Origin of the sequence: Streptomyces atratus (assembly GCF_040655115.1) — a bacterium.
Taxonomy (GTDB): domain Bacteria; phylum Actinomycetota; class Actinomycetes; order Streptomycetales; family Streptomycetaceae; genus Streptomyces; species Streptomyces atratus_D.
Window position 1 is genome coordinate 209,040 of the sequence record NZ_JBFAJH010000004.1, and the last position, 14,076, is coordinate 223,115.

Sequence of the window (14,076 nt, forward strand, 5' to 3'; positions counted from 1 at the left end):
TCCCTAGGATGCTCTCCATGTCACTCCCGCACGCGATCCTCACCGCCCTGCTCGAAAAGCCGTCGTCGGGGCTGGAGCTGACCCGCAGGTTCGACCGGTCGATCGGCTACTTCTGGTCGTCCACGCACCAGCAGATCTATCGCGAGCTGGGAAAACTGGAGCAGGCCGGACAGATCCGGGCCCTGCCTTCGGCACAGCCGGCCCGTGGGCAGAAGAAGGAGTACGAGGTCCTGCCCGCGGGCCGCGCGGCCCTGTCCGCATGGGTGGCGCTCCGGGAGGACCCGAAGCAGATCCGCGATCCGCTGCTGCTGCGGATGCGCGCGGCGGCGGTGGTCGGCGCACCCGGCCTGGACGTGGAACTCCGCCGCCATCTGGAGCTGCACCGGCAGCAGCTGGCCGAGTATCTGGAGATCGAGGAGCGGGACTTCCCGCCGGAGCGGAACTCGGAGGAGGACCGGCTGCGGCATCTCGTGCTCCGCGGCGGCATCGATCTGGAGAACTTCTGGATCGGCTGGCTGACACGGGCGCTGGACGGGATCCTGGACACCGGTTCGAGCCCGCCGAGAGGGTGAGGGGATCCCTCCCATGCTCTTGAGGCCATGGGAGGGACCACGTAAGAAGCGCCACCGGACGCACCCGGCGCCGGTCGCCCGACGGCCTCCCCCGCGACGGGAAGTGGATCGGCGAGCGGCGTCGTGCGACTTCGATGGCAAGGCGGAGGAAGGAGTCGACGCTGAGCGTCGGTGACTGACGACAACGCGGCAAGCGGAGTCGCACGACGCCGGGAACCCACCCCCTGTCGCGGGGGAGGCCGTTACGACCCGCCGACCGGCGTCCTGCCGAGTTCCGGACGCAGCGTCAGCTGATCCTTCGTCCGGGCATTGCCGATCACGACCCGCGACGGCACACTCGGCGCAGGCTCCGCCTCGATCCTGGCCCGGTACGCCGACGGCGTCGTCCCCTCCTGCGCCCGGCTGAGCAGCATGACCCCCCGCACCGCCGCCGCCGACCCCAGCAGCGCCGGGACCAGCGCGATCGTCCCACCCTGAAGGCGCTCGCCGAGCAGCGCCAGACCTATCGCCGCGGCGGCGACGGGATTGGCGAGTGTCACGACCGCGAGCGGCGCGCCGAGACCACCCCGGTAGGCGGTCTGCGAGAGCAGCAGGCCCCCCATCGCGAAGGCCGAGACGAGCAGCGCCGCTGTCACCAGGCGCCAGCTGAACAGCGGGCCCGTGTGGTCCGTGACCGCCACCGTCAGAGTCTGGGTGAGCGCCGAGGCGACGCCTGACGTGATGCCGGACGCCGCGGCATGCCTCAGTCCGGGGCGGGCTCCCGGCCGGCTGAGTCCGGCGACGACCGCCATGGTCGCCGCACCGACCGCGAGCGTCTCGACCAGGCTCAGCGTCTCGTGCGGTGCGGAGCCGCCCGCCGTCAGCAGCAGGGCGCCCAGGCCGAGCAGGGTGAGGATCGTGCCGCGCCATTCGGTCCCGGTCACCCGGCGCCCGGCGGCGCGCGCACCCAACGGTACGGCGGCGACCAGCGTCAGCGCGCCGAGCGGCTGGACGAGGGTGAGGGGCCCGTACTTCAGCGCAGCTACGTGCAGCAGCGCGCCAGCGGCGTTGAGTCCGACCGCCGACCACCACGCCCCGCGCCCGAGCATCCGGAGCACCCCGGTGCCCGGCTGGGTGCGCCCGGCGAGCCGGGCCTGAGCCACCGCCGCCGAGGCGTACGCGGCGGCGGAGACCAGGGAGAGGGCGACGGCGATCAGTGTGGCGTTCATGGCCGGCCCCCCGACGACGAGGCGTACGCCTGGGAAACGGCCGGGTCGGGAACATGGGACATCGGGAGCGCGGTACCGGCGAGTGCGGGCTCGCCCCCGGCGCCGGACGGCCACGGCAGATGCCCTCGGACCTGCTCCGTCCGTTGGAGCCGCAGCACCGCGAACGTGACGGCGAGCAGCGCGCTGACGACGATCGAGTCGAGCCAGTAGTGATTGGCGGTGCCGACTATCACCAGCAGGGTGACGAGCGGGTGCAGCAGCCACAGCCACCGCCACCGCGAACGCGTCGCCACGATCAGTCCGACGGCGACCATCAGCGCCCAGCCGAAGTGCAGCGAGGGCATCGCGGCGAACTGGTTCGCCATGGAGTCGGTCGCCGGAGTGTCTCCGTACACCGTCGGCCCGTACACCTGGCCGGTGTCGACCAGTCCGGCGGCGGGCAGCATCCGCGGCGGGGCGAGCGGGAACAGCAGATGGAGCGCGAGAGCCGCACCGGTGAGCGCCGCGAGGATCCGGCGCGACCAGACGTAGTGGCGCGGGCGGCGCCCGTACAGCCAGGCCAGGAAGAGCAGCGTGGCCGGGAAGTGCACGGTCGCGTAGTAGGTGTTCGCGAGGCGGATCAGCGTCTCGCTGTGCAGCAGCGCGCCCTGCACGGCGCCCTCACTCGGCAGATGCGCCGCGCGTTCGAAGTCCCAGACGTGTCCGGCGTTGCGGTACGCCTCCTCGACGTGACCGTTCGCGGCCTGCCGGCCGAGTTTGTAGTCCACGAAGAGCCCTACGACGAGAAGGAGCTCGCGGACGAGGGGCGGTCGGGCAGAAGTGTCCGGCTCCCGATCTGCGGGCTCGCTGCGGGCGTACGTCACCCGGTGCCCCTTTGCTGACGAAGCGCTGTTACGGCGGCATGGTCCAGTCCACGCCATATCGATACGCCAGTGTACCGATACGTTGGCGTATCGGTACACGCACGTTTCGGTACACTGGCGTATCGGAAGACCTCGTCGCAGAGAGGGAAAGCACATGTCGTCGCACGATTCCGTGCAGGAACAGGCCCACACCTCGCGTCGCTCGAAGATCACGCCGGAGCGGGCGCAAGAGTTCTACACGGCTGTGCTCGAACTGCTCAGGGAGAGCGGTTACGAATCGCTCACCATGGAGGGGGTCGCCGCCCGCACCCGGTGCGGGAAGTCCACCCTCTACCGACAGTGGGGCTCCAAGCCGGAACTGGTCGTCGCGGCGCTGCACAGCACCCGGCGAATGCTGCTCTCGCACATCGACACGGGCTCGCTCGCCGGTGACCTGCGTGAGGCAGCCCAGGCCATCGGCGCGGGTTCCGGGCGTGACACCCCACTGATGCACGCACTCAGCCATGCCGCGCTGCAGAGCCCGGAGCTGCTCTGCGCGCTGCGCGAGTCGCTGATCCTGCCGGAGATCGCAGCGATCGACACCATGGTCCAGCGAGCCATGGAGCGTGGTGAGATCCCCATGGACAACCCCGCGGCGGAGTTCGTCTCCGCGCAACTGCTGGGCGTGATGCGGGCCAGGCCGCTGCTGGAGGCGAAGATCGCGGATGAGGCATATCTCACCCGCTTCGTGGAGAGCGCCGTACTCCCCGCACTGGGACTGGACCCGGCCGCCACCGGGTCCTGATGAACGTGGGTCGTCGTCCGAGTGGATGACGAGGACCCGCCTGCGCCGCACCGTGGGGACGGGGGCGGCGCACCGTCCGGCCGGCCGGTGACTTCTTCGGGAGTCACCGGCCGCCCGCGTCAGCCGCCGCGGTGGAGCGGTACGGACGGCTGGATGCGGGCGGCTCCCCCGACTCCGACGCGGGGACCGTCTCGACCGCTGTTCGTCGAGAAGATCGTCGCACTGAATCTGCCGGCGCCGTTCCATGTGGCGCAGGCGGCGCACCGAGTCATGCAGCGAGAGGACGGCGGCGGCTCAGTGATCAACATCGGCAGCGTCTCCGCGCACACCCCGCACCCGGGTACCGCCTCCTACACGGCGGCGAAGGCGGGACTGCCGGCACCGACCCGGGCACCGGCCCCGGAACGGGCGCCGAAGGTGCGCGTCAACCACATCACGACGGGACCGATCCGCACCGAGAGCGCGGCGTCGGGGTACGGCGGCTGTGGTGACGCGGCACGGAACGGGCGAGCGCACAGCGGTCCCTTCTCGTCCTCTTGACGATATCAATCAATGCTCTTATCGTCTTTGCGACGACAACGAGGGGGTTCCGACATGGCCGACATCACCAAGCGGTTCGGCTGGCGCCATCTGCGCTCCGCACCCACCGCCCACATCCGCCACCACGACCGCGGCCGGCTCACGCACGACGGACCGGGACTGAGCTTCTGGTACCGGTCACTGCACGCGGCCCTCTCCGAAGTGCCGGTCAGCGACCGTGAGTTGGCCATGGCCTTCCACGCACGCACGTCCGACTTCCAGGACGTCACCGTGCAGGCCACCGTGACGTATCGGATCAGTGACCCCGCCGAGGCGGCCACCCGGCTCGACTTCTCCGTCGACCCCGACACCGGCGCCTGGCGCGGTGCGCCGTTGGAGCAGATCGCCACGCTCCTCACCGAGACCGCCCAGCAGCACACCCTCGACGTACTGGCCCGCACCCCACTGGCCGGCGCTCTGGTCGACGGGGTCGCCACGGTACGGGAACGGGTCGCCGAGGGACTGGCCGCCGAGCCCCGACTGCCCGCGACCGGCATCGATGTGGTGGCGGTGCGCGTGGTCGCGATCCGCCCCGAGGCAGAGGTGGAGCGCGCGCTGCGCACCCCGGCCAGGGAGCAGATCCAGCAGGAGGCCGACCGGGCGACGTACGAACGCCGGGCGGTGGCCATCGAGCGCGAGCGGACCATCGCGGAGAACGAACTGGCCAGCCAGATCGAACTCGCCCGCCGCGAGGAGCAGTTGGTCGAGCAGCGTGGTACCAACACCCGGCGGGAGGCGGAGGAGAACGCGGCGGCCGACGGGGTACGCGCAGAGGCCGAGGCGGCGCGCAAGGTGCGGCTCGCCCGCGCCGAGGCAGAGGCCGCACGTGAGGTCGGCGCCGCGCGCGCCGAGTCGCAGGCGGCCTGGCTGCGGGTGCACGGCGAAGTGAACGCCTCGACGCTGCACGCCCTGGCCGCCACCCGGCTCGCCGAGAACCTGCCGCGCATCAACAGCCTCACGCTCCCCCGATCTCCTCACCGACCTGCTCGCCAAGCTCGGCCGGCCCGGCCCGGAGACACGCGCGTGAGCCTCGCCCCGCGCGCGGTGCTCGTGCACCGCACCACCGAGTACGAGGAGTTGCTCGCCCGGCACGGAACGCACGGCCAGGCCGCGTTCTTCCTGTCCACTCGCGGCCGCTCCATCGAGGAGGTGGCACGGCGGCACGGGCGAACGCAGCAGGCGCTCGCCGATGTGGCGGCAGCCGTACCGCTCCACTGGCGCCAGTCGCGGGTCGAGCGCGCGGACCTCGACCGCTTCCTCTTCGCTCCGGAGGACGTGGTGGTCGTGGTCGGACAGGACGGGCTGGTCGCCAACGTCGCCAAATACCTCTCCGGCCAACCCGTCGTGGGCATCGACACCGACCCGGGCCGCAATCCGGGGGTGCTGGTGCGCCACCGTCCGGGCGATGCGGCCGCCCTGCTCCGGGCGGCCTCATCGCCCGGCGGGACAACGGACGACCTCACCATGGTCGAGGCCGTCGCCGACGACACCCAGCGCCTCCTCGCCCTCAATGAGATCTACCTGGGCCCGCCCGGCCACCAGACGGCGCGATACCGTCTCGGCCCCGACGCCCCGGACTCCCCCGCCGAACCACAGGCGTCCTCCGGGGTCCTGGTCGGCACCGGTACCGGCTCCACAGGCTGGCTGCGCTCACTGTGGCAGGAGCGCGGGAGCGCACTGTCGCTGCCGCGCCCGACCGACCCCCGGCTCGTCTGGTTCGTGCGTGAAGCGTGGCCGTCGCCCACGACCGGCACCTCGCTGGTGGCGGGCGAACTGGGGCGCGAACAGCGGCTGCGGCTCACGGTCGAGTCGGACCGGGTGGTGGTCTTCGGCGACGGAATGGAGTCCGACGCCATCGAACTGACATGGAGTCAGACAGTACGGCTCGGCGTCGCGGCGACCTCGCTGCGACTGGCGGTCTGAGCATGCGTCACCCGCTCCGTGTGGGGCGGACACGAGCTGTCCGGCGGTCGGTGGCAGCGGCCGGCCTACGCACGGGCCATGTACCGCGGGCCCGGGTTCCTCATCCTCGACGAACCCACCAGCAAGAGGGGCGCCCGGAGCGAGCACCGGATTTCGCGGCGCTGCGGACGACGACCCCGGACCCGATCACCCTGGTCGTCACCCGCCGTCTCGACCATGTGAGGGTGGTCGACCGGATCCTCGTCCTCGACCGGGGAAGAATTCGGGAGTAAGGAACCTTTGATCAACCGGCGTACGGCGACGGTCTCTTCGCCGAACTGTACGCCCTGTCCCAGGTCCGTTGAACCGAGGGGCCGCCGCACCCGCTGCACACCGGGTGCGGCGGCCCCGCCCCCGGAGAACCCCACGCGCAACACCCGTCCGCCCGTCGCCCAAGCGGCACTCGGCGTGGGCGTCATCGTGCAGGACGAACAGGGCCGCATCCTGCTCGGCAGGCACCACGGCGGCACCTGGGAGCTGCCCGGGGTGCATTAGGCAAGTCCGTTGTCGGATACTGCCGCGCCGGATGCGCGGTCCGTGCCGCGCCGGTCCAGGAGCTGCCGTCGTAGGACGCCCACCACAGGGAGTTGTCCCCGTGCCCCCGCCACATGCAGTAGAACCGCCCGTTGAAAGCGGCCGGCCCGACACCGTCATCGGTACCCCCGTCGCCGTTCGGCGCGTCGGCGTGCTCCAGGAGCTGCCGTTGTAGACGCTGCACCACAGGTTGGGATCATCCGCGCCAGGGGCGACGCAGTGGAGCTTGCCGCCGAACTCGGCGAGCGCCGGGCCCAAGGTGCTGCGCAGCGGGGTGGTGGTGTTGGTGCTCCAGGTGCTGCCGTCGAAGGCGGAGCGCCACACGGAGTTGTCGGGGTGCCTCGCTCTACGAGGTGGAGGCGGTCCTGGTAGACGGCGGCGGGCGGGTCGCACTGGGTGGCGGCGGTGCCGGCGTCTTTCTCCTCGCTCCAGGTGCTGCCGGTGCGGGTGGAGTGGAAGACCGCGGCGTCGCTCCAGTCGATGAACAGCTGATAGCGACCGTTGTCGCTGTAGGTGCGGGAGCCGCTGAAGCCGGGCTGGAGCGCGTCGATGGTCCAGCCGACGTTGTACGAGCCGAGGCACCCCCGGCCTGATGAACGGTCCGGAGGGGAGTGCTCCGGGCATCTGCAGGGCTGTCGGCCCGGGAAGCGGCAACGTGGCAGGTCTTGTCGCCGACCGGATCGATGCTGGTGGCGACGGTCCCGGTCAGGACCTCGACGGGAGTGCCCAACACCCTTGATGGTCAAGGGATTCCCGGCAGGCAGGGATCCGATCGTGTCCGCGATGCCAGGGAGCGACGGAAAGCAAGTTCCCACCCGTTGCCGCACCACCACGACAACTACTCACGTACTCAAGTACGCGTACTCATGTGCGGCCGAAAGGCGCCCCCAAAGATGTGCTCATGGCACGAACCTCTGGTGAGGAAACGGCGAATGCCCATCTTCGACGAGGTGCGTTCCGGCCTTCTCCTCCCCCGCTCGTGGCGGGCCCGGCATCCAGTCGTCGCCCTGTTCGCCACAGCTGCTCCTCAGGGGCAGAGCGCCCAGGCCAGTCGGCCTCCGTACCCCCAAGGGGACTCCCCCTTTGCCGAAAGAGACATGCATGAGTCGCGACCTGCACATACGAGCTGCCACTCCCGAGGACCTGGTCTGGATCCACGAGCTGAGGCACCGCGTGTACGCCCAGGAGCTCGGTCAGCACGCGCCGCAACCGGACCGACGGTTGTACGACGCACTGGACGGCGACAACGTCTACCTCGTCGCGGCCCGGGGGCCGGTCCGCATCGGCTTCGTCAGCCTGACCCCGCCGTGGCTGGGCCGCTACGGCCTGGACAAGTACCTGACACGCGACGAACTGCCGCTGTTGTCCGAGGGGGGACTCTTCGAGGTACGCATCCTCACCGTGGAGCCGTGCTGGCGCAGCACCGCGGTGGCACCACTTCTGATGTACGCGGCCCTGCGCTGGATCTCCTCCCGGGGAGGGCGCACGGTGGTGGCGATGGGCCGCACCGAACTGCTCGACATGTACCTGGCGGTCGGCCTGCGGCCCGTCGGACGCACCGTCCGCAGCGGTGCGGTGACCTTCGAGGTACTGACAGGCGAGGTGGCCGGGCTGACGCAGGTGGCCACCACCCGGTATCGCACCGTCCTGGAGCGGTTCGGCTCCGTGGTTGACTGGCAGTTGGACATGGAATGGGCGCCCGGGCCGGACGGCTGTGAACACGGCGGCGCCTCCTTCACCGCTATTGGAACGGACTTTCGCACCTTGCACCGGCGCCACGAGGTCGTCGCTGCCGACGTGCTGGACGCCTGGTTCCCGCCCGCTCCCGGGGCAGGTGCGGCGCTCACGGAAGACCCGGCCTGGTCCGCCAGAACCTCGCCTCCCGCCGGCGCCGAGGGCCTGCTGTCGGAACTCGCGAAGGCCCGGGCACTGCCGGTGGAGACGCTCGTGGCCGGGGCCGGCTCGTCGGACCTGATCTTCAGAGCGTTCGACCGGTGGCTGACCCCGGAGAGCAGGGTGCTTCTGCTGGACCCGGGGTATGGCGAATACGCCCATGTCACCGAGCGCGTGATCGGGTGCCGGGTGGACCGCTTCCGGTTGCACCGGAGGGACGGGTGGCGGATCGACTTCGCCCGGCTGGCCTCTGTCGTCGGGGCGGGTCGTTACGACCTGGTGGTCGTGGTCAACCCGAACAACCCGACCGGACGCCACGCATCCGCCGCCGAACTGCGCACCCTGATCGCGGCCGCCCCGGCCGGGACCCGTTGGTGGATCGACGAGGCCTACCTCGGCTACGTGGACCTGGCGGAGTCGCTCGCCCCACTGGCCGCGGTGGACCCGCGGGTCGTGGTCTGCACCTCGCTGTCCAAGATGTACGCGCTGTCCGGCGTGCGGGCGGCCTTCCTGGTGGCCGAACCCGCCACCGCGGCACTGCTGCGCCGGTGGACGCCACCCTGGGCGGTGAGCCTTCCCGCACAACTCGCCGCCGTGGCCGCCCTGCGGGACCCCGCGCACTACCGCTCCTGCTGGCTCCGCACCCACACCCTGCGCCGTCAACTGGCCGCCGACCTCGCCCGGGTGGCCGACACCGCCGTGGTCGAGGAGGGCGTTGCGAACTTCCTCAACATCACCCTGCCGTACGACGTACCGAGCGCTGCCCGCCTGGTGCGGGAGTGTCGCCGGCACGACGTCTACCTGCGCGACCTGTCACCCCTCTCGCCGCAGTACGAAGGGCGCACCGTACGCGTCGCGGTCAGGGACGCGGCGGAGAACGCGCGCATCGTAGCGGCGTACGGAGCCGCGCTGGAAACGCTGCGACCCGGCTCGCTCTCGCGGCAGTCCGCCGGGTCCCCGGCCGACGTCGCCGCCGGCCACGCCCGGTGATCAGCGTCGCCTCCCTCGCGCCCTTCCTCGGCGGGGCCCTGGCGCTCGGCGGGATCGCTGCGGCACTCTCCGGGCGCCGCGAACTGCTGGTCCGTTGGTGCTGCTGGGCGGTCGGAGTGCCCCTGGTCGCCGGAGCGTTCTGGTGGGGCAGCCCGGGGGTGACGGCCCTCGCGCTCGTGGTCGGGGTGGTCGCGGCGATGGAGTTCGGCGGGCTGACGGGTCTGTCCCGGCCGGACAGGGCGGTACTGGCCGCGGCCGTCTCCGGCGTGGTGCTGACTTCCTGGCTGGCCCCCGGAAACGAGGTGCGGGCGGTGGCGGTCGGCGCGCTGACCATCGCCGCGGTCCCGCTGCTGGCTGGTGACTCCACCCACGGTCTGCGCCGGCTCGGGGCCGGTCTGCTCGGGCTGGTCTGGCTGAGCGTGCTCGCCGCCCTGGCACCGCTCGGCGCGACCGCGCTCGCCCTGTTCGTCGCTGTCTCGGTGGGCGACATCGTCGCGTACTTCGCCGGTCAACGGCTGGGCGGGCCACGGCTGTCACCGCTCTCCCCGGCCAAGCGGTGGAGCGGAACCCTCTCCGGTGCCGCGGCCGCCCTCGGTGTGCTCGCCGCGCTGTCCGCGCTGAGCCTGCCGATGGCGGTCGCGGTGGCGGTCGGCGCCCCGGCGGGGGACCTCCTCGAATCCATGGTCAAGCGAGGAGCGCAGGCGAAGGACTCCGCTCACTGGCTGGCCGGCTCCGGGGGCCTGCTCGACCGAATCGACTCACTCCTCCTCGCCCTGGCCGTCCTTCTCCTCCTGCGCTGACTCAAGGGCTGGCGATCCCGTGGCCTGCGACTCATGTCGCATCTCCCTTCGTACCGCTGGCGTGACGGCGGATGTGGGCGGCGGTCCGGCCGGCCAGCGCGGAGCGCGGTCGCGCAAGGGCTGTGGGGCGAGCGGATCGGACGCGGACCGCTCCAGCAGGTGAAGATCCTGCCCCAGCTCGGTGATGTTGCGGTCGGTGTAGGCGAGGTTGCTGCAGCCGGAGCGGCACTCGCTCTCATCTGGGCCCGTCGGCTCCGGGAGACCCTGGGCGAGGAGGGCAAGGCGGCACGCCGCCGTCTCGGAGCGCCACACGCAGGTCATGCCCACACCGTGATGGAGGTGCGGGTCGATACTCTCCAAGAGCCGCTCGGCGTTACGGGCTGCGATGACCACCCGACCGGGGAAGCGGGCGGCGCCGGCCACCCCGCGGCGGTATTCATCGGCGGCCGGGCCGCCCGGGCCGGCCGCGGAAGCGGCCCGAAGCACTCCTGAGAGACAAGGGCTACGACTCGAACGCTCACCGCCGTGAGCTGCGTAAACGCAAGATTCTGCCCGTAATCTCCCGCAGAGGCGCCCCGAACATCAAAGGCATGGGCAAGCTCCGCTAGGTCGTGGAGCAGACCTTCGCCCTGCTCCACCACTTCAAACGACTCGCCGTCCGATGGGAACGCCGCCCCGAACTCCACGACGCCTTCATCTCGCTCGCCTGCAGCCTCATCTGCTGGAGACGCATCAAGAAGCACCAATCATGATCGTGTTACGAGCACTTCGGGCCAGCTCTCTCCCCGCAGCGCCACGTAGCGAACCGATCTCACGGCCTCGCCCGAGACAGCATCCCGGAGTTCCGCGAGCCCAACCGGCGCAACCGTCACTCGACCGAATCTACCGGTCGTATGGTGGCTCGCCGAGCGAGTGAATGAGACGATTGACTACTTCACCGACAGCGAAGTCCCATCCAGTCAGGCGCTGTCCGCTCCAGTTAATCCCTACCCGGAAGTCATCCTTGGCTAGATCCGGCAAAGCCGCGCTTCGCCAATGATCCAGCGGCATTGAAACAGCACGAAATTGAGGACCCCATAGCTGAGCGGCGCGCTGCGCACGGGTCTCCGACGACCAATAGGGAAAAGCTGGTTGCCCAGAACTTGAGACCGGGGTCGGACTGCCATCGTCGTCTCGAACCCACCAAACGGTACGAGTCCGAGCGATCTCACGGAAGAAGGCCGCTGCCTGAGCCCCGCTTGTGCTCACCTGAATCCTCCTAGATCGTTCCCGACTTGAGCATCACGCTTGAGCGCGGCACCAGAGGGCCCCGGTGCCGCGCCCCGTTCGCACCTTCTTCGCGCGGATGTGGGAGCCGTCCACACACGCGGGTGACCAGTCGAGGGACGGCGCCCCGTCATACGCCGCATACTTCGCGGCTTGCTTATCCGTCAGAAACTACTGGCACTCCGGACCTCCAGACAGTCAGTGATCAACACGACTGCCGAAGGCTCTTCCTCTCACGAACCCCAGGTCAAAGCGCTCTCAGGCTCACGGAGGGCTTAGCCTTGATCCGCCGACAGACCCTGAAGGTGATCTTCTGATCGTTTTGTGAGTCGGTTTCGGGTCGGTGGTCGTGGATGGGTAGGGGGTGTCTGCTGGTCTGCCCAGCTTTTCCACGTTCTTCGGTTCCGGTTGGGCCCTGGCGGGCGGGGTGGTCAGGGGCTGTTCGTGTCAGCCGGGTGAGTCGTGGACGGTGTCGAAGAGGTGTGTCCAGGCGTGTTGCCAGGGCCAGTTGTGCGGCAGGTGCAGGGTGATGCGTCGTGCGGAGCGGGCGATGCGGGCCGGGACCTGGATCAGGTGGGTGCGGAGGGTGGCGGTGGTGGCCTTGGCGTGGAACGCGGAGGTCAGGGAGCCGGTGGCCCGCAGCAGGTTGTAGGTCATCGCCCACAGGGTGAGCCAGGCCGCGTTGGCGTGGAAGTGCCCGGACGGCAGATGGGCGAGGGCGCCGGCTTTGCTGTCCGCGATGACCTGCTCGACCACGGCGTGGTGGCGGTGTTCCCGCTCGGCCTGCAGCGTTGCGGCGGGCTGGTCGGTGAAGAAGGGGTGGTAGCGCCAGACGGGAAACAGTTCGCCCTGCTCGCCCACAACTGGCGGTTTGGCCAGGTCACGGACCCGGCGCACGATCAGCCGGGCAGTGACCCGCTCGCTCTTTTTACGGCTGGCGAACGCAGTGTATTCGGGTATCTCGGCGACTTCGGCGTCCGAGATGAGTTCACCGGTGGCGGGGTCGGGCACCGCGGTCGGGTAACTGAAGGCGAAGGGCGCTCGGGCCAAGACCCGCCGCCGGGGCCAGATGCGGGAGGACTTCGAACTGGAGACCGTTTACTGGGATGCTGGCACTGCGCGCCTGCTTCCCCGCCTGCTTAAGGGCCGCACTCGCGGGCCGGTGTTTGTCACACACCGGAGCCCGGGCCCCGGCAAGGTCGCCAGCGCCCGCGACGTCTGCCCCGACACTGGACGGGCCCGCCTCTCGTACGGCCAGGCGCGTGCCCTGCTGGACGAGCACACCGCGCTGCGCGGACCGGGAACGGGCTGGGACCTGCACGAGTACCGCCATTCCGCCCTGACCCACCTCGGTGAGCATGGTGCCTCGCTGCTCATGCTGATGGCGGAGTCCCGGCACAGGAAGCCGGAGAACGTCCGTCGCTACTTCAAGCCGTCTCCGGAGGCGATCGCCGAGATCACCAGCGTGCTCGCGCCCGGGAACGCCCGCCGCTGATGCGCGGCTGTCGCCGGGTCGGCTGCTCGATGACTTCCGATTCCATCGTCAGCCCTGCTGGCCTGGCATCGTGTTCGGGGGCTCAGGGGCACTCGAAGGCCGCGCGCCCGCGTCGGCTTGTTGAGCGGGCGCGGGCGCAGGACGAGGGCTGGTCAGGCGTTGAGCGCCTTGGCGAGGAAGTCGATCGCCTGGGTGATGGCGGCCTCGGCGGCGTTGGTGCCGCGCAGGGCGTTGAGCATGACGAAGTCATGGATGATGGCCTGGTAGCGGGTGGCGGTGACCGGGACGCCGGCCTGGCGGAGCTTGTTGGCGTATGCCTCGCCCTCATCACGCAGGACGTCAGCTTCGCCGGTGATGACCAGCGCCTGGGGGAGGCCGGTGAGCTGCTCGGTGGTGGCGCGCAGCGGGGAGGCGGTGATCTCGGCGCGCTGGGTGGGGTCGGTTGTGTACTGGTCCCAGAACCACTGCATGGCGTCGCGGCGCAGGAAGTAGCCCTCGGCGAACTGGCGGTACGACGAGGTGTTGAAGCTGGCGTCGGTGACCGGGTAGAAGAGCACCTGGGCGAGGAGCGGGACGCCGCCGCGTTCCTTGGCCATGAGGGTGAGGGCGGCGGTCATGTTGCCGCCGACGCTGTCGCCGGCGACAGCGATGCGGGTGGCGTCCAGGCCCTTGCTCGCGCCGTCGGTGACGACCCAGCGGGCGACGGTGAAGTTCTGCTCGATGGCGACCGGGTAGCGGGCCTCCGGGGAGAGGTCGTACTCGGGGAAGACCACGGCCGCGCCCGCGCCGACGGCGAGCTCGCGCACCAGGCGGTCGTGGGTGTGGGCGTTGCCGAAGACCCAGCCGGCGCCGTGGATGTAGACGATGACGGGCAGGGGGCCGGTAGCACCAGCCGGCTTGACGATCCGGGCCCGGACCGAGCCGGTCGGCCCGCCGGCCACCTCGATCCACTCCTCATCGACCGCCGGCTTGGCGATCTCGGCCGATTGGACCTCGTCGACCGTCTTGCGGCCCTGCACCGGGCCGAGGTCGAACAGGTACGGCGGGTTGGCGGTCGCGGCGGCGAACTCGGACGCGGCCTGCTCCAACACCGGGGCGGTCGGGGTGTATTCGGACATGGCGGATCTCCT

At 70.5% G+C, this 14,076-nt stretch carries 13 protein-coding genes and 4 pseudogenes; 11 read left to right on the plus strand and 6 right to left on the minus strand.

All coding sequences use genetic code 11. The features are described from left to right. Positions 1-17 precede the first annotated feature (17 nt). Positions 18-572, plus strand: a complete 555-nt coding sequence (locus tag AB0I23_RS07800) for a PadR family transcriptional regulator (protein ID WP_359107823.1) — start codon at positions 18-20, stop codon at positions 570-572. 242 nt (positions 573-814) lie between these two features. Here the strand turns inward: AB0I23_RS07800 and AB0I23_RS07805 are convergent, their stop codons facing one another. Both AB0I23_RS07805 and AB0I23_RS07810 read right to left on the minus strand, forming a co-directional pair. After that, positions 815-1,780, minus strand: coding sequence for a hypothetical protein (locus tag AB0I23_RS07805; protein WP_359107825.1), 966 nt, complete (start codon positions 1,778-1,780; stop codon positions 815-817). Then, on the minus strand, positions 1,777-2,643 hold the full coding sequence (locus AB0I23_RS07810; protein WP_359107827.1) for a phosphatase PAP2 family protein: 867 nt from the start codon (positions 2,641-2,643) through the stop codon (positions 1,777-1,779). The genes AB0I23_RS07805 and AB0I23_RS07810 overlap by 4 nt, the downstream gene beginning before the upstream one ends. 154 nt (positions 2,644-2,797) lie before the next feature. Here AB0I23_RS07810 and AB0I23_RS07815 point away from each other — a divergent pair, with 154 nt between their 5' ends. From AB0I23_RS07815 to AB0I23_RS07850, 8 genes and pseudogenes are all read left to right on the plus strand, one after another. Next, the gene (locus AB0I23_RS07815) at positions 2,798-3,427 is read left to right on the plus strand and encodes a TetR/AcrR family transcriptional regulator (RefSeq protein WP_359107829.1); all 630 of its coding nucleotides are present in this window, start codon (positions 2,798-2,800) and stop codon (positions 3,425-3,427) included. Between the two features lie 122 nt (positions 3,428-3,549). Further along, positions 3,550-3,925: pseudogene (locus AB0I23_RS07820) on the plus strand (SDR family NAD(P)-dependent oxidoreductase); the annotation flags it as partial. A 96-nt stretch (positions 3,926-4,021) separates the two neighbouring features. Continuing rightward, positions 4,022-5,033, plus strand: a pseudogene (locus tag AB0I23_RS07825) (SPFH domain-containing protein). Then, complete coding sequence (locus AB0I23_RS07830; protein ID WP_359107831.1) at positions 5,030-5,929, plus strand: hypothetical protein; 900 nt, start codon at positions 5,030-5,032, stop codon at positions 5,927-5,929. The pseudogene AB0I23_RS07825 and the gene AB0I23_RS07830 overlap by 4 nt, the downstream one beginning before the upstream one ends. Before the next feature lie 18 nt (positions 5,930-5,947). Continuing rightward, positions 5,948-6,151, plus strand: a complete 204-nt coding sequence (locus tag AB0I23_RS07835; protein WP_359107833.1) for an ATP-binding cassette domain-containing protein — start codon at positions 5,948-5,950, stop codon at positions 6,149-6,151. 177 nt (positions 6,152-6,328) lie between these two features. Further along, positions 6,329-6,454: pseudogene (locus AB0I23_RS07840) on the plus strand (DNA mismatch repair protein MutT); the annotation flags it as partial. A 1,149-nt stretch (positions 6,455-7,603) separates the two neighbouring features. Beyond that, positions 7,604-9,385: a histidinol-phosphate aminotransferase family protein gene (locus AB0I23_RS07845; RefSeq protein WP_359107835.1), complete on the plus strand. Its 1,782-nt coding sequence runs from the start codon at positions 7,604-7,606 to the stop codon at positions 9,383-9,385. Continuing rightward, complete coding sequence (locus AB0I23_RS07850; RefSeq protein ID WP_359107837.1) at positions 9,382-10,185, plus strand: phosphatidate cytidylyltransferase; 804 nt, start codon at positions 9,382-9,384, stop codon at positions 10,183-10,185. Before AB0I23_RS07845 ends, AB0I23_RS07850 begins: the two co-directional genes overlap by 4 nt. Here the strand turns inward: AB0I23_RS07850 and AB0I23_RS07855 are convergent. Beyond that, complete coding sequence (locus AB0I23_RS07855) at positions 10,144-10,608, minus strand: hypothetical protein (protein ID WP_359107839.1); 465 nt, start codon at positions 10,606-10,608, stop codon at positions 10,144-10,146. The genes AB0I23_RS07850 and AB0I23_RS07855 overlap by 42 nt on opposite strands. A 188-nt stretch (positions 10,609-10,796) precedes the next feature. Here AB0I23_RS07855 and AB0I23_RS07860 point away from each other — a divergent pair, with 188 nt between their 5' ends. Beyond that, positions 10,797-10,937 (plus strand): hypothetical protein, encoded by a 141-nt coding sequence (locus AB0I23_RS07860; RefSeq protein ID WP_359107841.1) that lies wholly within the window; start codon positions 10,797-10,799, stop codon positions 10,935-10,937. 130 nt (positions 10,938-11,067) lie between these two features. On the opposite strand, the gene AB0I23_RS07865 is transcribed toward AB0I23_RS07860, so the two are convergent. Continuing rightward, entirely contained in the window at positions 11,068-11,433 is a 366-nt protein-coding gene (locus AB0I23_RS07865; RefSeq protein WP_359107843.1) for a DUF2750 domain-containing protein, read from the minus strand. A 465-nt stretch (positions 11,434-11,898) separates the two neighbouring features. Continuing rightward, positions 11,899-12,462: a transposase gene (locus tag AB0I23_RS07870; RefSeq protein ID WP_359107845.1), complete on the minus strand. Its 564-nt coding sequence runs from the start codon at positions 12,460-12,462 to the stop codon at positions 11,899-11,901. Positions 12,463-12,475: 13 nt separating this feature from the next. Here AB0I23_RS07870 and AB0I23_RS07875 point away from each other — a divergent pair. Continuing rightward, positions 12,476-12,946, plus strand: a pseudogene (locus AB0I23_RS07875) (site-specific integrase); the annotation flags it as partial. Positions 12,947-13,098: 152 nt separating this feature from the next. Here AB0I23_RS07875 and AB0I23_RS07880 read toward each other — a convergent pair. Further along, on the minus strand, positions 13,099-14,064 hold the full coding sequence (locus AB0I23_RS07880) for an alpha/beta hydrolase (protein ID WP_359107846.1): 966 nt from the start codon (positions 14,062-14,064) through the stop codon (positions 13,099-13,101). Positions 14,065-14,076 lie beyond the last annotated feature (12 nt).